Below are 21,825 nucleotides of genomic sequence, written 5' to 3' on the forward strand. Positions count from 1 at the left end.
TATGTCGCGGCGTGGAAGATTATTGCGCGGCGACAGGCTTGGTTTTGGCGTTGGTCAGGTAGTCAATTACGCGCTGCAGAGCTTCTGGTGGCTCCTGGCGTTTGATCTGGGTATGAATGGAGTATTTCGCGCGTGTGTCGGTCGAACGGGTCTGCTCCGATTTATGGGAGACTTTGCCGGTCATTTTGGCTTTAAAGACACCCCAGCCGACGGACGCTTCCACGGATGCCTCCGCTTCGGTACTGCTGGAACTGGCTTCGCTCTGGCTCACTTCCAGTTCAAAGTCGATAGTGCCGTCTTCGATACAGATGATAGGGTGCGTGATCGCCGCCAGTAGCGGAATGCTCATCTTGCGGGTCACGCTGCCTTTGTTCACGCCTTGTTCGTCTACCACGGTTTCGTCGTAGTCGAACTCGATCGCGACGGCTTTGCCGTCTTTAATGCAGACAGAGAGCAGGAAGTCGGTATAGGACTTGCTCGCCTGAACCTGTGCTTTGATCATCGCCTGCAGCGGACCGCCGATCATATGCTCCAGCGGCAGGGCGTTAATAACTGAACCAATAAATTGTGAATCCATGATGTGAACTCCTTGAATCAGTGAATGCGCGGTTGCGCAGGAGTCACATTACGGAAAGCGAGAAGGGGAAAATATTGGGTAAATGTCATGGCTAAAGGACGCAAAAAACCTATGCCGATCGCAGGATAATCCTAAGGGGTGGTGTTGCGTGATATTCCGGTTTATTGTTGAAATCCCTGCCTCATCGAATTCCGGAGAACCATCGCGTGTTTCAGAAAGTTGACGCCTATGCCGGCGACCCTATCCTCTCCTTAATGGAGCGTTTCAAAGAAGATCCTCGCAGCGACAAAGTGAACCTCAGCATCGGTCTGTATTACAACGAGGATGGCATTATTCCTCAATTAAAAGCCGTTGCCGAAGCCGAAGCGCGTCTGAACGCTGTTCCACACGGCGCTTCTCTTTATCTGCCAATGGAAGGGCTAAACGCTTATCGCAACACCATTGCACCGCTGCTGTTCGGCGCCGATCACGCGGTGCTCGCGCAAAAACGCGTGGCGACCATCCAGACGCTGGGCGGCTCGGGTGCGCTGAAAGTGGGTGCAGACTTCCTGAAAAAATACTTCCCGGATTCAGGCGTGTGGGTCAGTGACCCGACGTGGGAAAACCACGTTGCGATCTTCGAGGGCGCAGGCTTCAAGGTCGAGACCTATCCGTGGTTCGACAGCAAAACTAACGGCGTGCGCGTTGAAGCGCTGCTGGAAAAACTGAACACGCTGCCGGCGCGCAGTATTGTGCTGCTGCACCCATGCTGCCATAACCCGACCGGTGCAGATCTCACTAACGCCCAGTGGGATACGGTGATTGAGGTACTGAAGGCCCGTGACCTGATCCCATTCCTCGACATTGCCTACCAGGGCTTTGGCGCGGGCATGGAAGAAGATGCTTACGCCATCCGCGCCGTAGCCAGCGCCGGGCTGCCTGCTCTGGTAAGTAACTCCTTCTCTAAAATTTTCTCCCTGTACGGTGAACGCGTTGGCGGTCTGTCAGTAGTCTGTGAGGATGCCGAAGCAGCCAGCCGCGTGCTCGGCCAGCTGAAAGCGACGGTACGCCGTATCTACTCCAGCCCGCCAAACTTTGGTGCGCAGGTGGTGGCGACGGTTCTCGGTGACGAGCAGCTGAAAGCGTCCTGGCTTGGCGAAGTGGAGGCGATGCGTAAGCGCATTCTGTCGATGCGTCAGGAACTGGTTAACGTCCTGAAAGAGGCCGTGCCGGGACATAACTTCGACTATCTGCTCAAGCAGCGCGGGATGTTCAGCTATACCGGACTGAGTGCGGCCCAGGTCGATCGTCTGCGCGAAGAGTTCGGCGTCTACCTGATTGCCAGCGGCCGTATGTGCGTGGCGGGCCTGAATGCCAGCAACGTTCATCGCGTGGCGCAGGCGTTTGCTGCTGTAATGTAAGTACTTACCAACTCACCCTCTCCCTGTGGGAGAGGGTCGGGGTGAGGGCATCAGGCCGCACAAAAACGTTGCCCGGCTTTTGTGATCGTCTTCTTTTTATTCCCCTTCATAAGCAAAAACTCCTTCCCTTCACCTCCCGCTGGGGTTATGGTCGGATAGTTTTTTGACCATCCGCTCAAATTAAAACGATAACAAACTGAATTTTCAGGGGAAAACATGCGCAAGATCACACTGGCGCTCAGCGCCGCCTGCTTATTGTTCTCGCTTAATAGCGCCGTCGTCGCGCGAGCTTCTGCCCCGACGCCGCTTTACACCGGTACCACTGCAGCCATGCTTGCCGAGCAGGCGCCCATTCACTGGGTTTCCGTGGCTCAAATCGAAAACAGCCTGATGGGCCGTGCGCCAATGGCCGTGGGTTTTGACATTGACGATACCGTTCTCTTCTCCAGCCCGGGCTTCTGGCGCGGCAAAAAAATGTATTCGCCCGACAGCGAAGCGTATCTGAAGAACCCGGAATTCTGGGAAAAAATGAATAACGGCTGGGACGAATTCAGCATCCCGAAAGAGGTTGCCCGTGCGCTTATTGCTATGCACGTGAAGCGCGGAGACAGCATCTACTTTGTCACCGGCCGCAGTCAGACCAAAACGGAAACCGTCTCCAAAACCCTGCAGGATGATTTTCAGATCCCGGTAGCCAGCATGAATCCGGTGATTTTTGCCGGTGACAAAGAAGGGCAAAACACCAAAACCCAGTGGCTGGAAAAGAAAAATATCAAAGTATTCTACGGCGATTCGGATAACGACATCACTGCCGCGCATGACGTGGGTGCCAGAGGGATCAGGGTATTGCGTGCCTCTAACTCGACCTATCGACCGCTGCCGATGGCCGGAAAGTTTGGCGAAGAGGTCATTGTGAACTCTGAGTATTAAACCGCAGGCGACGAGTTTGACTCTTTTTTAAACAAATCTCGTCGCTGCGGGTTTTACCTTTCGCCTTCTTGCTGCACACTTAGAAAGATTCATCTTTCATTACGGAGCAGCACATGTGGTATCAACAGACCCTGACCTTAAGCGCTAAACCACGCGGATTTCATCTGGTGACGGACGAAGTCATCGGGCAAATCCGCGACCTGCCGCGGGTCAAAACGGGTTTGCTGCATCTGCTCCTTCAGCACACGTCTGCCTCTCTCACGCTTAATGAAAATTGCGATCCCACCGTCCGGTCAGACATGGAGCACCATTTTCTGAAGAGCGTCCCGGACAACGCTCCTTATGAGCATGACTATGAGGGGGCAGACGATATGCCTTCGCATATTAAATCCTCCCTGTTGGGCGTATCGCTTATGCTGCCGGTTCACAACGGGCGGCTGCTGTTGGGAACGTGGCAGGGGATCTGGCTGGGAGAGCATCGCATTCACGGTGGTTCGCGTAAAATTATCGCCACGCTACAAGGGGAATAAAGATGACAATTTCGGAGATACTTCAGTACTGCATGAGCAAGCCCGGCGCGGAGCAGAGCGTCCATAGCGACTGGAAAGCCACGCAGGTTAAGGTGGGGGATGTGCTGTTTGCGATGGTGAAAGAGGTGGAAGGCCGTCCTGCGGCGTCGCTGAAAACCAGCCCTGAACTGGCGGATTTGCTACGTCAACAGCATGATGACGTGAGGCCGAGCAAGCACCTCAATAAGGCGCACTGGAGCACCGTCTATCTGGATGGATCGATTCCAGGCTCGCAAATTTACTACCTGGTGGACGCATCCTATCAGCAGGCGGTTGAGCTGCTGCCGGAAACGACCCGACAGCAGCTCTCCGTGTGACAATTACAGCAACGGTTTAAGGAAGCGCGCGGTGTGCGAGGCTTCGCACTCTGCAACCGTCTCTGGCGTACCGGAGACGAGGATTTCACCGCCGCCGCTGCCGCCTTCCGGGCCGAGATCGACAATCCAGTCCGCGGTTTTAATCACGTCCAGGTTATGTTCGATGACCACGATAGTGTTGCCCTGATCGCGCAGCTGATGCAGCACGTCGAGCAGCTGCTGGATATCGGCAAAGTGCAGGCCGGTGGTCGGCTCGTCCAGAATGTAGAGCGTCTGACCGGTGCCGCGTTTTGACAGCTCGCGCGCCAGCTTCACGCGCTGCGCTTCGCCGCCGGACAGCGTGGTTGCTGATTGCCCCAGACGAATGTAGGTCAGGCCCACGTCCATCAGCGTCTGCAGCTTACGCGCCAGCGCAGGAACGGCATCAAAGAATTCGCGCGCCTCTTCGATGGTCATGTCCAGCACTTCGTGGATGGTCTTGCCTTTGTACTTAATCTCCAGCGTTTCTCGGTTATAGCGCTTGCCTTTGCACTGGTCGCACGGGACGTAGATATCCGGCAGGAAGTGCATCTCAACCTTGATCACACCGTCGCCCTGGCACGCTTCGCAGCGGCCACCGCGTACGTTAAAGCTGAAACGTCCTGGCGTATAGCCGCGGGAGCGTGCTTCCGGCACACCGGCAAACAGTTCACGTACGGGCGTGAAGACGCCGGTATAGGTTGCCGGGTTAGAGCGCGGGGTACGGCCAATCGGGCTCTGGTCAATGTCGATAACTTTATCGAAATGCTCCAGCCCCTGGATGTCACGGTACGGCGCCGGCTCGGCCAGCGTCGCGCCGTTCAGCGCCGTCTGCGCAATCGGGAACAGCGTATCGTTGATCAGCGTCGATTTACCGGAACCGGATACGCCGGTGATACAGGTAAACAGGCCAACAGGCAGCGTCAGGGTGACGTCTTTGAGGTTGTTGCCGCGCGCGCCGGTCAGCTTCAGCACTTTTTCTGGATCTGCCGCTACGCGCTGTTTTGGCACCTCAATCTTACGCTTGCCGCTCATGTACTGGCCGGTCAGCGATTCGGGCACCGCCATGATGTCCTTCAGCGTCCCTTCTGCAACCACCTGCCCGCCGTGTACGCCTGCGCCCGGACCAATATCGATCACGTGATCAGCCGCGCGGATCGCATCTTCATCGTGCTCGACCACGATTACCGTGTTGCCGAGATTGCGCAGGTGGACCAGCGTGCCGAGCAGACGCTCGTTGTCGCGCTGGTGCAAGCCGATGGACGGCTCATCCAGTACGTACATCACGCCTACCAGACCCGCGCCAATCTGGCTCGCCAGACGTATACGCTGCGCTTCACCGCCGGAGAGCGTTTCTGCCGAGCGGGATAACGTCAGGTAGTTCAGGCCGACGTTCACCAGGAATTTCAGGCGATCGCCAATCTCTTTCAGCACTTTTTCGGCTATTTTCGCGCGCTGGCCGGAGAGCTTCAGGTTATTGAAGAAGTCCATCGCGTGGCCGATGCTCATGTCTGAGATGGTCGGCAGCGCCGTGTTTTCCACAAACACGTGGCGCGCTTCGCGGCGCAGGCGCGTTCCTTCACAGGTGGCACAGGAGCGGTTGCTGATGAACTTCGCCAGCTCCTCGCGCACCGCGCTGGATTCAGTCTCTTTGTAGCGGCGCTCCATGTTGTGCAGCACCCCTTCGAACGGGTGGCGACGCACGGAGGTATCGCCGCGATCGTTCATGTATTTGAACTCGATGTGCTCTTTACCGGAACCGAACAGGATCACTTTGTGCACGTTCGGGCTCAGGCTGGCCCACGGCGCTTCAACGTCGAACTTGTAGTGTTCTGCCAGCGATTTCAGCATCTGGAAGTAGTAGAAGTTACGCTTGTCCCAGCCGCGAATGGCCCCGCCCGCCAGCGACAGCTCCGGGTTCTGGATCACGCGATCCGGATCGAAATACTGCTGCACGCCCAGGCCGTCACACGTCGGGCACGCGCCCGCCGGGTTGTTAAAGGAGAACAGGCGCGGTTCCAGCTCGCGCATGCTGTAGCCGCAAATCGGGCAGGCAAAGTTGGCGGAGAAGAGCAGCTCTTCCGCTTCTGGATCGTCCATGTCGGAGACCACGGCCGTACCGCCAGAGAGTTCCAGCGCCGTTTCAAAGGATTCCGCCAGGCGCGTGGCGAGATCGTCGCGCACCTTAAAGCGGTCAATCACCACTTCGATGGTGTGCTTCTTCTGCAGCTCCAGCTTTGGTGGATCGGACAGGTCACACACTTCGCCGTCGATACGGGCGCGGATATAGCCCTGGCTTGCCAGATTTTCCAGCGTTTTGGTGTGTTCGCCCTTACGCTCTTTGATGATTGGCGCAAGGAGCATCAGGCGTTTGCCTTCCGGCTGCGACAGCACGTTATCGACCATCTGGCTCACGGTTTGCGCCGCCAGCGGGACGTCGTGGTCCGGGCAGCGCGGCTCGCCCACGCGGGCATACAGCAGACGCAGGTAGTCATGAATTTCGGTAATGGTACCGACCGTTGAGCGCGGGTTATGCGACGTGGACTTCTGCTCAATAGAGATAGCAGGTGACAACCCTTCAATATGGTCGACATCCGGTTTTTCCATCAGCGACAGGAACTGACGAGCGTACGCCGAGAGCGATTCAACGTAACGACGCTGTCCTTCGGCATACAGAGTGTCGAAAGCCAGTGAGGATTTGCCAGACCCCGAAAGCCCGGTCACGACAATGAGTTTGTCGCGAGGGATTATCAGGTTGATATTCTTGAGATTGTGGGTGCGGGCGCCCCGAACTTCGATCTTATCCATTCACCTTTCCCGGTTGGAACACGGATTGCCTGGTTTGTTTGAAGGACAAACGGCTGTCAGAAACGGCTAATTATGACACAATTTGACCTGTTTGAATATACAGTATTGGAATGCATTTTCTGATTCGCTGTGTAACAATGTTGAGTTGCGGGAGAACTCTGGAACGTGCTACGCAACTATCAAAGTGCAGCATGGAAATGGTACACTCGCGCGTTTACACTATTAAGAAACGTATTCAGGAGACACGAACATGGCCAGCAGAGGCGTAAACAAGGTGATTCTCGTCGGTAATCTGGGCCAGGACCCGGAAGTACGCTACATGCCGAGTGGTGGCGCAGTTGCCAACATTACGCTGGCTACTTCCGAATCCTGGCGTGATAAAGCGACCGGTGAGATGAAAGAGCAGACCGAATGGCACCGTGTTGTGCTGTTTGGCAAACTGGCCGAAGTGGCCGGAGAATATCTGCGTAAAGGTTCTCAGGTCTATATCGAAGGCCAGCTGCGTACCCGCAAATGGACCGATCAGTCCGGTGCTGAGAAGTACACGACTGAAGTAGTGGTCAACGTGGGCGGCACCATGCAGATGCTGGGTGGCCGTCAGGGCGGTGGCGCACCTGCAGGTGGCGGTCAGAGCCAGCAGCAGGGCGGTTGGGGTCAGCCTCAGCAGCCGCAGGGTGGCAACCAGTTCAGCGGCGGCGCACAGTCTCGTCCGCAGCAGCAGTCTGCTCCGGCGCCGTCTAACGAACCGCCAATGGATTTCGACGACGACATTCCGTTCTGATTTCCGCGTGCTAAAAACAAAAAACCCAGACCATCGTCTGGGTTTTTTTTATTCCGTAAGGGATCAGGTAATCACCATCGGCCAGTCTGGCGGCGTGTGGCTCATCGCCTCAACCATCACCACTTTAATGTTTTCCCAGACGGCAGCGATATCCAACAGGGTGATACCAAGCAGACCCGTTGCAAACCAGCAGGCCGCACCCAGCCCCAGCAGGGTGCTGATGACAGCAAGACCCGCATAGTCAGATTTACGAAACTGAATGTTCAGCGTGCTGGCTAAAAACATCAGTACCGCACTTAACAAAGGCCAGCGCATGAGAACCATGCTGGTAGTAATGGTTGCCATAAAACCCATCCTCTACAAATCAGACGAACTGAATGAAACAGTGTTTCTCGTTACAAAATATGTGTGAACTATATCACAATTGATGATTTATTCGCCAGTGCCTGTGCGATCAAAAAAGAGGATTTTATTCCCCAGGAAAAGCGATTCTGTAGGCAGGACCAGCCTCGGCGCATGAGGAGATGAACCCACAACGTGCCGGAAACGCCCGTCGGGCAAGTGGGGATACCGCAAATTCGGTTTTTATAACAGGGGCGTTATTCTCCGCCATTACTGAAAATAGTGTGGTAAAGACCGATTATTTATAAATCAACAAACACAGTACCTGGAGCAAATAGCATAAAACGTCATGACGATGTTGTACTTTTTTCATGCTGTTAGACGTTTGGCTTAATCAACGATCGTCTGTTGTGTTATCTTTCCGTCGGCCCCGGCGGGCTGGATAATTATTTCCCTTAATTGAAACGGAACGAATACTTACAGTTTAACTTACGGGAAAATATTATCGTCATAACGAAATTTAAGATTTTTAATACTAAAAGTCAGTTGCTAACTTTGCATGATTCATGCAACGTAATCACCTGTTTAACAAAGCATCCGGCCTTCATTACTACAGGCGTACAACATGCAGGGATATAGGGCGGGAAATGAATCGTAGCGCGCGGCGCAAAATGCTCAGGGTGGTAGGGATCATCATGGTAGTTATGCTGCCGGTGATGCTTGCCCTATGGTTTGCCCAGCTACGCGCCGTGTCTGAAACAAGCGCACAGCTACGCACATTTGCTGAACTGGCTTTAGACAAAACAGAGCTGGTTATTCAACAGGTTGAGCTGGCCCGGGACGAGGCTGAAAAATATCAGGGTGAGCTTTGCACGCCGGGACACCGTCAATATATGCTGAACGTTGTTCGTGGCCGCCTGTTTGTCGCCGATTTAATTTACGCTGAAGGTCAGAATTTTCTTTGTTCGACCGTTTTTACACCGGATCATCCCTACGCCATTCCTGTCGCTAATTACACGCGTAAACCTGACGTCGCTATCTATTATTATCGCGATACCCCATTTTATACTGGCTATAAAATGACATATATGCAGCGCGGAAATTATGTGGTGGTCGTCAATCCGCTTTCATACAGCGAAGTCATGTCAGCGGATCATTCTCTCTCGTGGGGTGTGTACGACACGGTAACCAATGCTTTCTTTTCGGTTAGCCAGAAAGCCAATGTTTCTTTATTAAATTCGATGATTCGAGATAAGGAATCGGTATTTCAAAAAGATAACCGCTTTTATACGATCGTAACGTCCCCCAAAAGACCTATTGCGGCCATTGTGTCGACATCGAATAAACGCTTTTATGAAACGCTTTATCACCAGGCGACGTTGACGCTACCGCTGGGCATGATCTGCAGCATTATTATTTTGCTGGTATGGTCCCGTACCCATCGTGAGCTTAATTCGCCGGGGCGCTTACTGCACCGGGCGCTGAACAAGCGACAGCTTTGCGTCCACTATCAGCCGATTATTGATATCAAGAACAACCAGTGTGTGGGTGCGGAAGCGTTGTTACGCTGGCCGGGTTTTAACGGGCAGGTGATGAGCCCGGCTGAGTTTATTCCGCTGGCGGAAAATGAGGGAATGAGCGAGCGGATTACGGACTATGTCGTTGAGGAGGTGTTCAACGATCTGGGCCATTTCCTGGCGGAGCATCCGTATCTCTATATTTCGATTAACCTGTCGGCCACGGATTTCCACTCCTCGCGGCTGATCGCCATGATTTCCGACAAGGCTCGCCACTACGCCGTCCGCGCGCAGCAAATCAAAATTGAAGTGACGGAACGTGGTTTTATCGATGTGCCAAAAACCACGCCGGTGATTCAGGCTTTCCGTCAGGCGGGTTATGAAGTCGCGATCGATGACTTCGGTACCGGCTACTCGAACCTGCACAACCTCTACTCGCTGAACGTGGATATCCTGAAGATCGATAAATCGTTTATCGATACCTTAACGACCAACAGTACCAGCCACCTGATCGCCGAGCATATTATCGAGATGGCGCAGAGCCTGCGCCTGAAAACCATTGCGGAAGGGGTAGAGACGGCAGAGCAGGTGAGCTGGCTGTTGAAGCGCGGCGTCCAGTTTTGTCAGGGATGGCACTTCGCGAAAGCGATGCCGCCCCAGGAATTTATGACCTGGCAGCAGCAGCCTTTGCACTGAGAGTGATTAATTCAACTGGTGGCGATAGTCGCTTGGCGTACGGTCAAACTCGCGGCGAAACACGCGGGAAAAGGTTTGTTGCGACACATAGCCAAGGTCCATCGCGATATCAAAAATGGGCCGCTGCGTTGAGCGTAGCGCCTGCGCTGCCAGCAGAAGTCTGCGCTGGCGAATGTACTCACCCAGCGTCTGATGCATGACCGTGCGGAACATTCTCTGTAAATACCATTTCGAATAGCCCGACTTTTTCGCGACCACATCAATGTTCAACGGTTGGTCGATATGGTCATCAATCCATTCAATAAGCGTCTGAATAATCTGCTGATGCGACATAAGGTTGCCCCTCTGTAGATACAACTATCTCGGTTAATTCGTCGTTTTCTCTGCGGGGGAGTATAATTCCTCAAGTTAACTTGAGGTAAAGAGGTTTTATGGAAAAGAGATTGCCGCGAATTAAAGCGCTTTTAACTCCCGGTGAAGTGGCGAAGCGAAGCGGCGTTGCGGTATCGGCGCTCCACTTCTATGAAAGCAAAGGTTTAATCAAGAGCATCCGTAACGGGGGTAACCAGCGTCGCTATACTCGCGACGTGCTCCGCTACGTGGCGATAATCAAAATTGCGCAACGAATCGGAATTCCCCTGGCCACGATCGGTGAGGCCTTTGGGGTACTGCCGGAAGGGCACACGCTGAGTCCGAAAGAGTGGAAAGAGCTGTCGTCCCAGTGGCGTGAAGAGCTGGACAGGCGTATTCACACGCTGGTCGCTCTGCGTGACGAGCTGGATGGCTGCATCGGCTGCGGCTGCCTGTCGCGCAGCGACTGCCCGCTGCGTAACCCCGGCGACAAACTGGGCGAGCAGGGGACGGGGGCGCGGCTGCTGGAAGAGGATTGAGATTGCGCGGCAAAAAGCACATAAAGAACTAAAGCGCCACATAAGGGCGCTTTAGTTTTTCCCGGTCTTTGTCTTTCACTCTATCCCGCTGGTTCACGGGAGGGTTTCCCCCGACGTCAGCACCCCTCAGTGTCGAGCTGGTTGGGGAGGTTCCGGATTGTGCTGACACTTTAATTCTATGCAAGACCCGTTTTTTCGCCAGCGTCGCTGACCGGTTTTTAGCCGAATTTTTTTCGCGGTGTTGTTCAATTTTCTATAGTTAAAAAGTATGAATAACAGGAGAAAGCCATGCTCACGATACACCACCTTAACCAGTCGCGCTCGCACCGCGCGATCTGGGCGCTGGAAGAACTCGGCCTGCCTTATGAGATCGTTCACTATCAGCGCCAAAAAAACATGCTGGCGCCGGAGGCTCTCAAAAAGGTACATCCGTTGGGTAAATCACCGGTTATCGAAGATAACGGGCTGATCCTTGCGGAGTCTGGCGCCATTCTGGAGTACCTGCAGGAAACTTACGATCCCGAGTCGCGGCTTAAGCCTTTAGATCCGGCGCATAAGGTGCAGTACCGCTTCTGGCTGCACTACGCGGAAGGATCGCTGATGCCGCTGTTGTTAATGAAGCTGGTCTTCAGCAGCCTCGGAAAACCGCCGGTGCCGTTTGGTATCCGAACCCTGGGGAAAGCGCTGGGGCAGGGGGTGCAGAAAGCGTACCTCAACCGCCAGCTGGAAACCCATGCGCGCTTTATTGAATCACATCTGGCTAAAAACAGCTGGTTTGCCGGGGATACGCTCAGCATGGCCGACATCCAGATGAGCTTTCCGATTTTTGCCCTGCTGGCGCGCGGCGGTATTAACAACCTGCCGCATATTCAGGCATGGAAAAGTAAGGTTGAGAACAGCCCTGGCTGGCAAAGAACTCTGGAGCAAGGGGGGCCGTTATCCATCCCGGGTGAGGATTAAATGTAAACAAATTGCGCATTGACGATAACGTTTGCGCATCCTCTGTTTATTTCTTCAGCGTCATAAGTGAATTTTAGCGAAAAACGATAAAGTTCAGTTGAAAAGGGCGGGGATTAGGCTGGATAATCGTTTGCCTTAATTTGACCACCCGTTTGTAAGCGCGGAGCTAAACGTTTGCTTTTTTTGTGACGCCCTTTCGTCGCAAACGCAACACAAGGATTTGACGTTTAGCTGGCAGTGGCGTCTCCACCTCGCTTACGGACTTCCTAAAAAACTCTCAGGGGATGTTTTCTATGTCTACGCCATCTGCGCGTACTGGCGGTTCACTTGACGCCATGTTTAAAATTTCGGCCCGCGGCAGCACCGTGCGTCAGGAAATCGTTGCTGGTTTGACAACGTTTCTGGCGATGGTTTATTCCGTCATCGTTGTGCCGGGCATGCTGGGCAAAGCGGGCTTCCCGCCAGCGGCTGTCTTTGTAGCGACCTGTCTTGTGGCCGGCGTGGGCTCTATCGTGATGGGCCTGTGGGCGAACCTGCCGCTGGCGATTGGTTGCGCCATCTCCCTGACCGCGTTTACCGCGTTCAGCCTGGTGCTGGGTCAGCACATCAGCGTACCGGTTGCGCTGGGCGCCGTGTTCCTGATGGGTGTGCTGTTTACCATTATTTCAGCGACCGGCATCCGTAGCTGGATCTTGCGCAACCTGCCGCAGGGCGTGGCGCACGGTACCGGCATCGGCATCGGCCTGTTCCTGCTGCTGATCGCCGCCAACGGCGTCGGTCTGGTCATCAAGAACCCGCTGGACGGCCTGCCGGTGGCGCTCGGCCATTTCGCCAGCTTCCCGGTGATCATGTCGCTGATCGGCCTGGCGGTGATTATCGGTCTGGAAAAACTGAAAGTCCCGGGCGGCATCCTGCTGACCATTATCGGCGTGTCGATTGTGGGCCTGATTTTCGATCCGAACGTCCACTTCTCCGGCATTTTCGCCATGCCGTCGCTGAGCGATGACAAAGGCAACTCCCTGATTGGCAGCCTGGATATCGTTGGCGCGCTGAACCCGGTGATCCTCCCAAGCGTGCTGGCGCTGGTGATGACCGCCGTGTTTGACGCGACCGGTACTATTCGTGCGGTGGCCGGTCAGGCGAACCTGCTGGATAAAGACGGTCAGATTATTGACGGCGGCAAAGCGCTGACCACTGACTCCCTGAGCAGCGTCTTCTCTGGTCTGGTGGGTGCGGCGCCTGCGGCGGTATACATCGAGTCCGCGGCGGGTACGGCGGCAGGCGGTAAAACTGGCCTGACGGCGATCACCGTCGGCGTGCTGTTCATGCTGATCCTGTTTCTCTCTCCACTCTCGTACCTGGTTCCGGCGTACGCGACCGCGCCAGCGCTGATGTACGTTGGCCTGCTGATGCTGAGCAACGTGGCGAAAATCGACTTTGCGGATTTTGTGGACGCGATGTCTGGCCTGATTACTGCGGTCTTCATCGTACTGACCTGTAACATCGTGACCGGCATTATGATCGGCTTCGCGTCGCTGGTGATCGGTCGTCTAGTCTCCGGTGAATGGCGCAAGCTGAACGTTGGCACCGTTGTTATCGCCGTTGCGCTGGTGGCGTTCTACGCGGGCGGCTGGGCAATCTAAGTTGTCCTTTGATGCGAAAACGGGTGGCTCAGGCCGCCCGTTTTTATTTTCAGGACTCATCCTGTTGCCTTTTGCGTTACTCTGGGGAAGATAGAATAAAAGGCACGACGCCTTCCGGAGTACATAAGCAACACAGCAAACAGGGAACGCATGGAAATCTTCTTCACAATACTCATCATGACCCTTGTGGTCTCGCTATCCGGGGTGGTTACACGCGTACTGCCCTTTCAGGTCCCCCTGCCATTAATGCAAATTGCCATCGGCGCGCTGCTGGCGTGGCCGACGTTTGGCCTGCACGTGGAATTTGACCCCGAACTGTTCCTCGTGCTGTTTATTCCGCCACTGCTGTTTGCCGATGGCTGGAAAACGCCCACGCGCGAATTCCTTGAGCACGGGCGAGAGATCTTCGGCCTGGCGCTTGCGCTGGTGGTGGTCACCGTCGTCGGGATTGGTTTCCTGATCTACTGGACGGTGCCGGGCATTCCGTTAATACCGGCTTTTGCGCTGGCCGCCGTGCTGTCGCCAACCGATGCCGTGGCGCTGTCCGGCATTGTGGGTGAAGGCCGTATTCCGAAGAAAATCATGGGGATTTTACAGGGTGAGGCGCTGATGAACGACGCCTCCGGCCTGGTCGCCCTGAAGTTTGCCGTGGCCGTAGCGATGGGTACGATGGTCTTTACCGTCGGCGGCGCAACGCTGGAATTCTTCAAGGTGGCGATTGGCGGTATTCTCGCAGGCTTCGTGGTGAGCTGGCTGTACGGCCGCTCGCTGCGCTTCCTCAGCCGCTGGGGCGGCGATGAACCCGCTACGCAGATCGTACTGCTGTTCCTGCTGCCGTTTGCCTCTTATCTGATTGCCGAACATATCGGCGTGTCGGGCATTCTGGCAGCGGTTGCGGCAGGGATGACCATTACCCGTTCCGGCGTAATGCGCCGCGCGCCGCTGGCCATGCGCCTGCGTGCAAACAGCACCTGGGCCATGCTGGAGTTTGTCTTTAACGGCATGGTGTTCCTGCTCCTGGGCCTGCAGCTGCCTGGCATTATGGAGTCCTCGCTGGTGGCGGCGGAGGCCGACCCGAACGTTGAGGTCTGGATGCTGTTTACCGACATCGTGCTGATCTACCTGGCGCTGATGCTGGTTCGTTTCGGCTGGCTGTGGACGATGAAAAACTTCAGCGTCCGCTTCCTGAAGAAAAAACCGATGGAGTTCGGCTCGTGGACAACGCGTGAACTGCTGATTGCCTCTTTTGCGGGCGTACGCGGGGCGATCACCCTTGCCGGTGTGCTCTCCATTCCGCTGCTGCTGCCGACAGGCGATGTCTTCCCGGCGCGCTACGAGCTGGTCTTCCTGGCGGCGGGCGTGATTCTCTTCTCACTGTTTGTCGGCGTGATTATGCTGCCGATCCTGCTGCAGCATATTGATGTCGGCGATTCGACCCAGCAGCACAAGGAAGAGCGCATTGCGCGTGCCGCCACCGCCGAAGTGGCCATTGTCGCCATCCAGAAAATGGAAGAGCGTCTGGCCGCAGATGCGGAGGAGAACATCGACAATCAGCTGCTGACGGAAGTGAGTTCCCGCGTGATTGGTAACCTTCGTCGCCGCGCGGACGGGCGTAACGATGTGGAAAGCTCGCTGCAGGAGGAGAACCTGGAACGCCGGTTCCGCCTGGCGGCGCTGCGCTCAGAGCGCGCCGAACTGTATCACCTGCGCGCCACGCGCCAGATCAGCAACGAGACGCTGCAAAAGCTGCTGCACGATCTGGACCTGCTGGAAGCGCTGTTGATAGAGAATCAGTAGCGCTGTTTGTGCCCCTCACCCTGGCCCTCTCCCCTTAGGGGAGAGGGAACCGATCGAGCCCAGGGGTTAGGGTGTGGGCACCCAAAACCCCTCACAACACTGCAGCCACGCCTGCGCGCTCTGCGACAAATAGACCCCTTCACGCCAGATCATGCCCAGTTGCCAGTGCAGATCGCTCTCCAGTGGGATCCAGCGCAGCGTGTTTTTATCCAGACGCTCGCAAATCGGCTGCGGCAGAATGGCAATCCCCACGCCGGCCTGCACCATCGCCGCCAGGAAATCCCACTGTCCGCTGCGCACCGCAATGCGCGGCTTGACGTTATGTTGGTTAAACAGCGTCATCAGCTGGCGGCTGAGAGCGAAGTCTTCGTTGTAGATCAGCAGAGGATGCTCGCCGAGCAGTTCAGGCTTCACCGAGTTTAACTTCAGCCAGTCGCCGGAGCGGGGAACCAGCACGCACAGCGGGTGGCTAAAGAGCGGAAGCGTCGCCAGGCCGCTCTCTTCCTCAACGGGGAGGGCGGTCATTGCCACGTCGAGCTCTCCGTTAGTGACGGCCTGCTGGACGGTTAACCCGCCGAACTCCGAGATCTTCAGCTCTACGCCGGGATAGCGCTGGCGAAACAGGCTAATCGGCCCGGCCATCATCATCCCCACCATCGGTGGAATGCCGAGGCGAAGCACTCCTTTGGTCAGATGATTAATATCGTCCAGCTCTGCTTTCAGCTGGCGGAACTCCGCCAGAATCGCCAGCCCACGCTCGAACACCACGCGTCCGGTGTCGGTCAGCAGCAGCTTGCGCCCGTCGCGGATCAGCAGGGTACAGTTCAGTTCATCTTCGAGGTTTTTCAGCATCTTGCTGATGGTGGGCTGGGTAACAAACAACTTCTCCGCTGCGCGGGTAAAACTTTGCTGACGAACCACTTCGACAAAATAGCGCAGCGTTCTTATGTCCATGATTATTCCTCGAAACTATACCTTTGATGATTTTAATTCATTTCAGTCCACACCGTGCGCTCACTATACTGGCGCTTCGTCTCATTTTTGAGGAAAACCCCCATGGCCGTGGCGTTAAGCCGTGTTACGCCTGCCGTTGTACAACGACTCCAGGTCCCGGTTCAGGTACTGCTCTACGCGGGACTGTTTGTTTTCGCCGAATATCTTGTCGGCTGGCTCCACCTGCCGCTGCCTGCCAACCTGGTGGGGATGCTGCTGATGCTGACGCTCATCCTCTGTCGCGTGATCCCCCTTAACTGGGTGCGCGCCGGGGCGCGCTGGCTGCTGGCGGAGATGCTGCTGTTCTTTGTCCCTGCCGTGGTGGCGGTGGTGAACTATGCGCAGCTGCTGATGGTGGACGGCTGGCGAATCTTTGCGGTCATCGCGCTGAGTACGCTGATGGTGCTGGGGGCGACCGCCTGGGTCGTGGATAAAGTCTACCGGTTTGAAATCAGCAGGCACAAACATGACTAACTTTCAGATAAGCGTCCTGTGCCTGATTGCGACGCTCGGGATCTACTTTGCCAACAAGCGGCTGTATCGCCGTTTTCATGCCCTGCCGCTGATGCCGCTGGTCTTCACGCCGATCCTGCTGGTGCTGATGCTGGTCTTCGGCCATATCTCCTGGCAAAACTATATTGGTGAATCCCACTGGCTGCTGTGGCTGCTCGGCCCGGCGACCATTGCCTTTGCCGTGCCCGTTTACGACAACCTGGCGATTATCAAACGCCACTGGATGTCGCTCAGCGCAGGCGTGATTACCGCCACGGTGGTCGCGGTCTGTAGCTCCGTCTGGCTGGCGCGGCTGTTTACGCTGCCCGACGAAATTCAGCGCAGCCTGGCCGTGCGCTCGGTGACCACGCCGTTCGCGCTGGCGGCGGCTAACCCCCTCGGCGGACAGCCGGACCTGGTGGCGCTGTTTGTGGTGGTGACGGGCGTCTTTGGGATGGCGGTGGGCGATATGCTCTTTCTGCGGCTTTCTATTCGGGAAGGGATGGCCAAAGGCGCGGGGTTTGGCGCGGCGTCGCACGGCGCGGGCACGGCACGTTCCTATGAGCTGGGCCAGCAGGAGGGCGTTGTCGCGAGCCTGGTCATGATGCTGTCGGGCGTGGTAATGGTGCTGGTTGCGCCGCTGGTGGCGTGGGTGATGTTTTAAGCTCCCCGGCCAGAATGACCGGGGAGAAAGGCTTAGTGCGCGCGGCCCTGCTCAACGCCGAGACCGGTTTGTGAACGGATAAACTGGGCGCGGAATTTCTCACGCTCCAGGTTACCCTCCGGCGAATTGTCGGTGGACGAGAAGACCCAGATACCGATAAACGCCACGGCAATAGAGAACAGCGCCGGGTATTCATACGGGAAGATGGCGCTTGCGTGACCGAGGATCTGCACCCAAATGGTTGGTCCCAGAATCATCAGGATCACCGCCGTCAGCAGCCCCAGCCAGCCGCCAATCATCGCCCCACGGGTGGTCAGTTTCGACCAGTACATGGAGAGCAGGATGATCGGGAAGTTACAGCTGGCCGCAATCGAGAAGGCTAGCCCCACCATAAAGGCGATGTTTTGCTTCTCGAACAGAATGCCCAACAGAATCGCCACGACGCCCAGCACCAGCACGGTAATTTTCGAGACCTTCAGTTCATCGCGCTCGCTTGCGCCTTTGCGGAAGACGTTGGCGTAGAGGTCATGCGAAACCGCCGACGCGCCGGCCAGCGTTAAACCCGCAACTACCGCAAGAATGGTGGCGAAGGCCACGGCGGAGATAAAGCCGAGGAACAGGTTGCCGCCCACCGCGTCCGCCAGATGCACCGCCGCCATGTTGTTACCGCCAATCAGCGCGCCCGCCGCGTCTTTAAACGCCGGGTTCGCCCCCACCAGCATGATCGCGCCAAAGCCGATGATAAAGGTCAGGATATAGAAGTAACCCATGAAGCCGGTAGCGTAGAAGACGCTCTTGCGCGCTTCACGCGCATCGCTCACGGTGAAGAAGCGCATCAGGATATGCGGCAGACCCGCCGTGCCAAACATCAGGCCCAGACCGAGCGACAGGGCCGATATCGGGTCTTTCACCAGCCCGCCCGGGCTCATGATGGCTTCCCCTTTCGGGTGGACCGCCATCGCTTCGGTGAACAGGTTATTGAAGCTGAAGCCAACGTGCTTCATCACCATAAAGGCCATAAAGCTGGCGCCGAACAGCAGCAGAACGGCTTTGATGATCTGCACCCAGGTGGTGGCGAGCATGCCGCCGAACAGAACGTACATCACCATCAGCACGCCCACCAGCACTACCGCGATGTGGTAGTTCAGGCCGAACAGCAGTTCGATCAATTTACCCGCGCCGACCATCTGCGCAATCAGGTACAGCGCCACCACCACCAGCGAGCCGCAGGCGGAGAGGGTGCGAATCGGCCCCTGCTTCAGGCGATACGAGGCCACGTCGGCGAAGGTATAGCGGCCCAGATTGCGCAGGCGCTCGGCAATCAGGAACAGAATGATCGGCCAGCCGACGAGGAAGCCGAGGGAGTAGATCAGACCATCATAGCCGGAGGTGTACACCAGCGCGGAGATCCCGAGGAACGAGGCGGCGGACATAAAGTCACCCGCAATCGCCAGCCCGTTCTGGAAGCCGGTAATATTGCCGCCTGCGGTGTAGTAATCGTTACGGGAGCGCACGCGTTTCGACGCCCAGTAGGTGATGTACAGCGTCAGCACCACGAAAATCAGGAACATCACAATCGCCTGCCAGTTGGTTGGCTGGCGCTGTACCTCGCCGGTAATGGCATCCGCCGCGTGGGCGGCAAAGGGAAGTGTGGCGGCTAGCGCCGTCAGGACTCGCTTCATGATGCTTTTACCTCTTGCAGTACCGCTTTATTAAGACGATCGAATTCACCGTTCGCGCGCCAGACGTAGACGCCGGTCAGCACAAATGAAATCACGATCACGCCAATGCCAATGGGGATACCGCGCGTCACGCTGGTGCCCTCGTGTAACGGGGTGCCCAGCCAGTGCGGCGCAAAGGCAATCAGCAGAATAAAGCCGACATAGATAATCAGCATGATGATGGAAAGGGTGAAGGCAAACCGTTGCCGCTTATCGACGAGCTCCCTGTAGTGCGCACTATTCTCTATCTGCTGACAAATATGGTCATTCATCACAGAGTCTCCAAAGGTAAGGTTGGTTTGTTTTTATCCCCTCTCCCCTATGGGGAGAGGGTGAGAGGAGAGGGAGAAAACACTAGGAAGGCATTGCGATGGCCTGCTTCTCTTCGAGCAGTTTTTCCACCACGCCAGGATCCGCGAGCGTTGAGGTATCACCGAGGTTGCTGGTGTCCCCTGCCGCGATTTTGCGCAAGATACGACGCATAATTTTGCCGGAGCGGGTTTTCGGCAGAGAGTCGGTCCAGTGCAACACGTCCGGCGTGGCCAGCGGGCCAATCTCTTTACGCACCCAGTTGCGCACTTCGGTGTACAGCTCTGGCGACGGCTCTTCCCCGTGGTTCAGGGTGACGTACGCGTAAATCGCCTGGCCTTTAATGTTGTGCGGAATGCCCACAACAGCCGCTTCGGCAATCTTCGGATGCGACACCAGCGCAGATTCAATCTCCGCGGTGCCCAGACGGTGGCCGGAAACGTTCAGCACGTCGTCCACGCGTCCGGTAATCCAGTAATAGCCATCTTCATCACGGCGCGCGCCGTCGCCGCTGAAGTACATGTTTTTAAAGGTCGAGAAGTAGGTCTGCTCGAAGCGATCGTGATCGCCGAACAGGGTACGCGCCTGACCCGGCCACGAGTCCGTGATCACCAGGTTGCCTTCGGTGGCGCCTTCCAGCGGGTTGCCTTCGTTATCCACCAGCGCAGGCTGCACGCCGAAGAACGGACGGGTTGCCGAGCCTGCTTTCAGCTGCGTGGCGCCCGGCATTGGGGTGATCATAAAGCCGCCGGTTTCGGTCTGCCACCAGGTGTCCATGACCGGGCATTTCTCGTTGCCGATTTTCTTCCAGTACCACTCCCAGGCTTCCGGGTTGATGGGCTCACCCACGGAACCGAGGATGCGCAATGAAGAGCGGTCAGTGCCTTCGATGGCTTTATCGCCTTCCGCCATTAATGCGCGGATCGCCGTTGGCGCGGTGTAGAGAATATTGACCTGATGCTTGTCGACCACCTGACACATCCGCGCCGGAGTCGGCCAGTTCGGTACGCCCTCAAACATCAGCGTCGTTGCGCCACAGGCCAGCGGGCCGTACAGCAGGTAGCTGTGTCCGGTAACCCAGCCCACGTCGGCTGTACACCAGTAGATGTCGCCCGGATGGTAATCAAAGACGTATTTGAAGGTGGTGGCCGCGTAGACCAGATAGCCGCCGGTGGTGTGCAGCACGCCTTTCGGCTTACCGGTCGAGCCGGAGGTGTAAAGAATGAAGAGCGGATCTTCTGCGTTCATCTCTTCGGGCTGATGCTGGTCGCTCGCCTTTTCAATCAGGTCGCTCCACCACAGGTCACGCCCCTCGTTCCAGTCGATTTTGCCGCCGGTACGCTTAAGGACGATGACGTTGCTGACCGTTTTGACGTTCGGGTTTTTCAGCGCTTCGTCGACGTTTTTCTTCAGGGGGATTCCGCGTCCGGCGCGCACGCCTTCATCGGCGGTGATCACCAGTTTTGAACTGGAATCGACAATACGGCCCGCAACCGCTTCTGGTGAGAAACCGCCAAAGATAACGGAGTGGATCGCACCAATACGCGCGCAGGCCAGCATGGCTACCGCCGCTTCCGGCACCATCGGCATATAGATAGCGACCACATCGCCTTTTTTAATGCCTTTTTCCAGCAGGACGTTGGCGAAGCGGCACACGTCGCGGTGCAGTTCTTTATAGGTAATGTGTTTGCTCTGGGAGGCATCATCGCCTTCCCAGATAATCGCCGTCTCGTTTCCGCGTTCGGCAAGGTGACGATCAAGGCAGTTTGCCGCCAGGTTCAGAGTGCCATCTTCATACCATTTAATGGAGACATTGCCAGGCGCAAAGGAGGTGTTCTTCACCTTCTGGTAAGGTTTGATCCAGTCAAGGATATGACCCTGCTCACCCCAGAAGGTGTCCGGGGCGGTGATAGATTGCTGATATTTCTCGTGGTACTGCTCCGGGGTGATCAGGCAACGGTCCGCAATATTTGCGGGAATGTCATGTTTGTGTATTTGGCTCATGGCTTTTTTTCTCCTTGTAAGATGTTAATAATATGTCGCAAAAACGTTAATTGTAGGGGCTTTACAAGCTTTGTTTATTATTTGGGCTACAGATCACGCATTGTTTGAAGAGTATGAAAATTGAGCGAATGAATCTTTGAAGGAAAATAATTTATGCTGACGATTATTCACATTTATGTTTAAAAAAGCGTTTTTATAACAAAAGGTTATTTATCAGAATTAGAACAAACTGCCGTCATCGTCGCTTTTGTGAGTGAAACGCGTCGTTCTTTAAGGCTTGCGCAACAGGTCGCGCAAATGATACTCATACGCCGCGTTAAAAAATCCCATAAACCAACGCAACACAATTCATACCCTTTCAGTATGTCTCCATATTCATGCAGTTTGAGTGAATAAG

Annotated in this window: 20 protein-coding genes; 12 read left to right on the forward strand and 8 right to left on the reverse strand. The window is 55.9% G+C overall.

The features are described 5' to 3' along the window. Nucleotides 1-19: 19 nt before the first annotated feature. Entirely contained in the window at nt 20-577 is a 558-nt protein-coding gene (locus AB3N39_RS01515) for a DUF2589 domain-containing protein (protein ID WP_045335167.1), read from the reverse strand. A 206-nt stretch (nt 578-783) separates the two neighbouring features. Between AB3N39_RS01515 and tyrB the strand changes: the two genes are divergently transcribed. From tyrB to AB3N39_RS01535, 4 genes are all read left to right on the forward strand, one after another. Beyond that, the gene (gene tyrB / locus AB3N39_RS01520) at nt 784-1,977 is read left to right on the forward strand and encodes an aromatic amino acid transaminase (RefSeq protein WP_288460235.1); all 1,194 of its coding nucleotides are present in this window, start codon (nt 784-786) and stop codon (nt 1,975-1,977) included. A 216-nt stretch (nt 1,978-2,193) separates the two neighbouring features. After that, the gene (aphA, locus tag AB3N39_RS01525; protein WP_133293590.1) at nt 2,194-2,907 is read left to right on the forward strand and encodes an acid phosphatase AphA; all 714 of its coding nucleotides are present in this window, start codon (nt 2,194-2,196) and stop codon (nt 2,905-2,907) included. A 113-nt stretch (nt 2,908-3,020) separates the two neighbouring features. Beyond that, complete coding sequence (locus tag AB3N39_RS01530) at nt 3,021-3,437, forward strand: secondary thiamine-phosphate synthase enzyme YjbQ (RefSeq protein WP_111964202.1); 417 nt, start codon at nt 3,021-3,023, stop codon at nt 3,435-3,437. A 2-nt stretch (nt 3,438-3,439) separates the two neighbouring features. After that, entirely contained in the window at nt 3,440-3,793 is a 354-nt protein-coding gene (locus AB3N39_RS01535) for an MmcQ/YjbR family DNA-binding protein (RefSeq protein WP_111964201.1), read from the forward strand. A gap of 3 nt (nt 3,794-3,796) precedes the next feature. Here the strand turns inward: AB3N39_RS01535 and uvrA are convergent, their stop codons facing one another. Further along, nucleotides 3,797-6,619, reverse strand: a complete 2,823-nt coding sequence (uvrA, locus tag AB3N39_RS01540) for an excinuclease ABC subunit UvrA (RefSeq protein ID WP_136196010.1) — start codon at nt 6,617-6,619, stop codon at nt 3,797-3,799. Nucleotides 6,620-6,869: 250 nt separating this feature from the next. On the opposite strand from uvrA, the gene ssb1 reads away from it, so the two are divergent. After that, a complete protein-coding gene (ssb1, locus tag AB3N39_RS01545) occupies nt 6,870-7,400 on the forward strand; it encodes a single-stranded DNA-binding protein SSB1 (RefSeq protein ID WP_023310055.1) in 531 nt (176 codons plus the stop codon). A gap of 63 nt (nt 7,401-7,463) precedes the next feature. Here ssb1 and AB3N39_RS01550 read toward each other — a convergent pair whose 3' ends face one another. Then, on the reverse strand, nt 7,464-7,745 hold the full coding sequence (locus tag AB3N39_RS01550; RefSeq protein WP_136196011.1) for a YjcB family protein: 282 nt from the start codon (nt 7,743-7,745) through the stop codon (nt 7,464-7,466). A 644-nt stretch (nt 7,746-8,389) separates the two neighbouring features. Here AB3N39_RS01550 and AB3N39_RS01555 point away from each other — a divergent pair. Beyond that, nucleotides 8,390-9,955: an EAL domain-containing protein gene (locus tag AB3N39_RS01555; protein ID WP_133293592.1), complete on the forward strand. Its 1,566-nt coding sequence runs from the start codon at nt 8,390-8,392 to the stop codon at nt 9,953-9,955. 6 nt (nt 9,956-9,961) lie between these two features. Here the strand turns inward: AB3N39_RS01555 and soxS are convergent, their stop codons facing one another. Beyond that, nucleotides 9,962-10,288, reverse strand: coding sequence for a superoxide response transcriptional regulator SoxS (soxS, locus tag AB3N39_RS01560; protein WP_008503387.1), 327 nt, complete (start codon nt 10,286-10,288; stop codon nt 9,962-9,964). Between the two features lie 98 nt (nt 10,289-10,386). Here soxS and soxR point away from each other — a divergent pair, with 98 nt between their 5' ends. From soxR to AB3N39_RS01580, 4 genes are all read left to right on the forward strand, one after another. Further along, a complete protein-coding gene (gene soxR, locus AB3N39_RS01565; protein WP_008503388.1) occupies nt 10,387-10,845 on the forward strand; it encodes a redox-sensitive transcriptional activator SoxR in 459 nt (152 codons plus the stop codon). 288 nt (nt 10,846-11,133) lie between these two features. Continuing rightward, nucleotides 11,134-11,805, forward strand: coding sequence for a glutathione S-transferase family protein (locus tag AB3N39_RS01570; protein WP_367897015.1), 672 nt, complete (start codon nt 11,134-11,136; stop codon nt 11,803-11,805). Between the two features lie 293 nt (nt 11,806-12,098). After that, entirely contained in the window at nt 12,099-13,448 is a 1,350-nt protein-coding gene (gene ghxP / locus AB3N39_RS01575; RefSeq protein WP_115876909.1) for a guanine/hypoxanthine transporter GhxP, read from the forward strand. A 150-nt stretch (nt 13,449-13,598) separates the two neighbouring features. Then, nucleotides 13,599-15,245 (forward strand): Na+/H+ antiporter, encoded by a 1,647-nt coding sequence (locus AB3N39_RS01580; protein WP_008503391.1) that lies wholly within the window; start codon nt 13,599-13,601, stop codon nt 15,243-15,245. A 66-nt stretch (nt 15,246-15,311) separates the two neighbouring features. On the opposite strand, the gene AB3N39_RS01585 is transcribed toward AB3N39_RS01580, so the two are convergent. Then, nucleotides 15,312-16,199: a LysR family transcriptional regulator gene (locus tag AB3N39_RS01585; RefSeq protein ID WP_133293593.1), complete on the reverse strand. Its 888-nt coding sequence runs from the start codon at nt 16,197-16,199 to the stop codon at nt 15,312-15,314. Nucleotides 16,200-16,301: 102 nt separating this feature from the next. Here AB3N39_RS01585 and AB3N39_RS01590 point away from each other — a divergent pair, with 102 nt between their 5' ends. Together AB3N39_RS01590 and AB3N39_RS01595 are read left to right on the forward strand one after the other, a co-directional pair. Further along, entirely contained in the window at nt 16,302-16,712 is a 411-nt protein-coding gene (locus AB3N39_RS01590) for a CidA/LrgA family protein (protein WP_021242769.1), read from the forward strand. Further along, nucleotides 16,705-17,394 carry an LrgB family protein gene (locus AB3N39_RS01595; RefSeq protein ID WP_325848861.1) on the forward strand — a complete coding sequence of 230 codons (690 nt, stop codon included), beginning with the start codon at nt 16,705-16,707 and terminating at the stop codon, nt 17,392-17,394. Before AB3N39_RS01590 ends, AB3N39_RS01595 begins: the two co-directional genes overlap by 8 nt. 32 nt (nt 17,395-17,426) lie before the next feature. Here the strand turns inward: AB3N39_RS01595 and actP are convergent, their stop codons facing one another. The 3 genes from actP to acs form a co-directional block, all read right to left on the reverse strand. Continuing rightward, nucleotides 17,427-19,076, reverse strand: a complete 1,650-nt coding sequence (gene actP / locus AB3N39_RS01600) for a cation/acetate symporter ActP (protein ID WP_133293594.1) — start codon at nt 19,074-19,076, stop codon at nt 17,427-17,429. Next, on the reverse strand, nt 19,073-19,387 hold the full coding sequence (locus tag AB3N39_RS01605; protein WP_008503396.1) for a DUF485 domain-containing protein: 315 nt from the start codon (nt 19,385-19,387) through the stop codon (nt 19,073-19,075). Before AB3N39_RS01605 ends, actP begins: the two co-directional genes overlap by 4 nt. Nucleotides 19,388-19,469: 82 nt before the next feature. Then, nucleotides 19,470-21,428, reverse strand: a complete 1,959-nt coding sequence (gene acs, locus AB3N39_RS01610) for an acetate--CoA ligase (protein WP_063144971.1) — start codon at nt 21,426-21,428, stop codon at nt 19,470-19,472. Nucleotides 21,429-21,825: the final 397 nt, after the last annotated feature.

This window comes from Enterobacter vonholyi, assembly GCF_040834095.1.
In the GTDB taxonomy this organism is placed as follows: domain Bacteria; phylum Pseudomonadota; class Gammaproteobacteria; order Enterobacterales; family Enterobacteriaceae; genus Enterobacter; species Enterobacter vonholyi.

What these genes read in the sequence shown, in the direction of transcription:
- AB3N39_RS01595 (WP_325848861.1), top strand. Translation starts at nt 16,705, where the DNA reads ATGACTAACTTTCAGATAAGCGTCCTGTGCCTGATTGCGACGCTCGGG.
- AB3N39_RS01605 (WP_008503396.1), bottom strand. Translation starts at nt 19,387, where the DNA reads ATGAATGACCATATTTGTCAGCAGATAGAGAATAGTGCGCACTACAGG.
- ghxP (WP_115876909.1), top strand. Translation starts at nt 12,099, where the DNA reads ATGTCTACGCCATCTGCGCGTACTGGCGGTTCACTTGACGCCATGTTT.
- acs (WP_063144971.1), bottom strand. Translation starts at nt 21,428, where the DNA reads ATGAGCCAAATACACAAACATGACATTCCCGCAAATATTGCGGACCGT.
- AB3N39_RS01530 (WP_111964202.1), top strand. Translation starts at nt 3,021, where the DNA reads ATGTGGTATCAACAGACCCTGACCTTAAGCGCTAAACCACGCGGATTT.
- AB3N39_RS01590 (WP_021242769.1), top strand. Translation starts at nt 16,302, where the DNA reads ATGGCCGTGGCGTTAAGCCGTGTTACGCCTGCCGTTGTACAACGACTC.
- ssb1 (WP_023310055.1), top strand. Translation starts at nt 6,870, where the DNA reads ATGGCCAGCAGAGGCGTAAACAAGGTGATTCTCGTCGGTAATCTGGGC.
- AB3N39_RS01570 (WP_367897015.1), top strand. Translation starts at nt 11,134, where the DNA reads ATGCTCACGATACACCACCTTAACCAGTCGCGCTCGCACCGCGCGATC.
- AB3N39_RS01550 (WP_136196011.1), bottom strand. Translation starts at nt 7,745, where the DNA reads ATGGCAACCATTACTACCAGCATGGTTCTCATGCGCTGGCCTTTGTTA.
- AB3N39_RS01580 (WP_008503391.1), top strand. Translation starts at nt 13,599, where the DNA reads ATGGAAATCTTCTTCACAATACTCATCATGACCCTTGTGGTCTCGCTA.
- AB3N39_RS01555 (WP_133293592.1), top strand. Translation starts at nt 8,390, where the DNA reads ATGAATCGTAGCGCGCGGCGCAAAATGCTCAGGGTGGTAGGGATCATC.
- AB3N39_RS01585 (WP_133293593.1), bottom strand. Translation starts at nt 16,199, where the DNA reads ATGGACATAAGAACGCTGCGCTATTTTGTCGAAGTGGTTCGTCAGCAA.
- actP (WP_133293594.1), bottom strand. Translation starts at nt 19,076, where the DNA reads ATGAAGCGAGTCCTGACGGCGCTAGCCGCCACACTTCCCTTTGCCGCC.
- AB3N39_RS01515 (WP_045335167.1), bottom strand. Translation starts at nt 577, where the DNA reads ATGGATTCACAATTTATTGGTTCAGTTATTAACGCCCTGCCGCTGGAG.
- soxR (WP_008503388.1), top strand. Translation starts at nt 10,387, where the DNA reads ATGGAAAAGAGATTGCCGCGAATTAAAGCGCTTTTAACTCCCGGTGAA.
- uvrA (WP_136196010.1), bottom strand. Translation starts at nt 6,619, where the DNA reads ATGGATAAGATCGAAGTTCGGGGCGCCCGCACCCACAATCTCAAGAAT.
- soxS (WP_008503387.1), bottom strand. Translation starts at nt 10,288, where the DNA reads ATGTCGCATCAGCAGATTATTCAGACGCTTATTGAATGGATTGATGAC.
- aphA (WP_133293590.1), top strand. Translation starts at nt 2,194, where the DNA reads ATGCGCAAGATCACACTGGCGCTCAGCGCCGCCTGCTTATTGTTCTCG.
- AB3N39_RS01535 (WP_111964201.1), top strand. Translation starts at nt 3,440, where the DNA reads ATGACAATTTCGGAGATACTTCAGTACTGCATGAGCAAGCCCGGCGCG.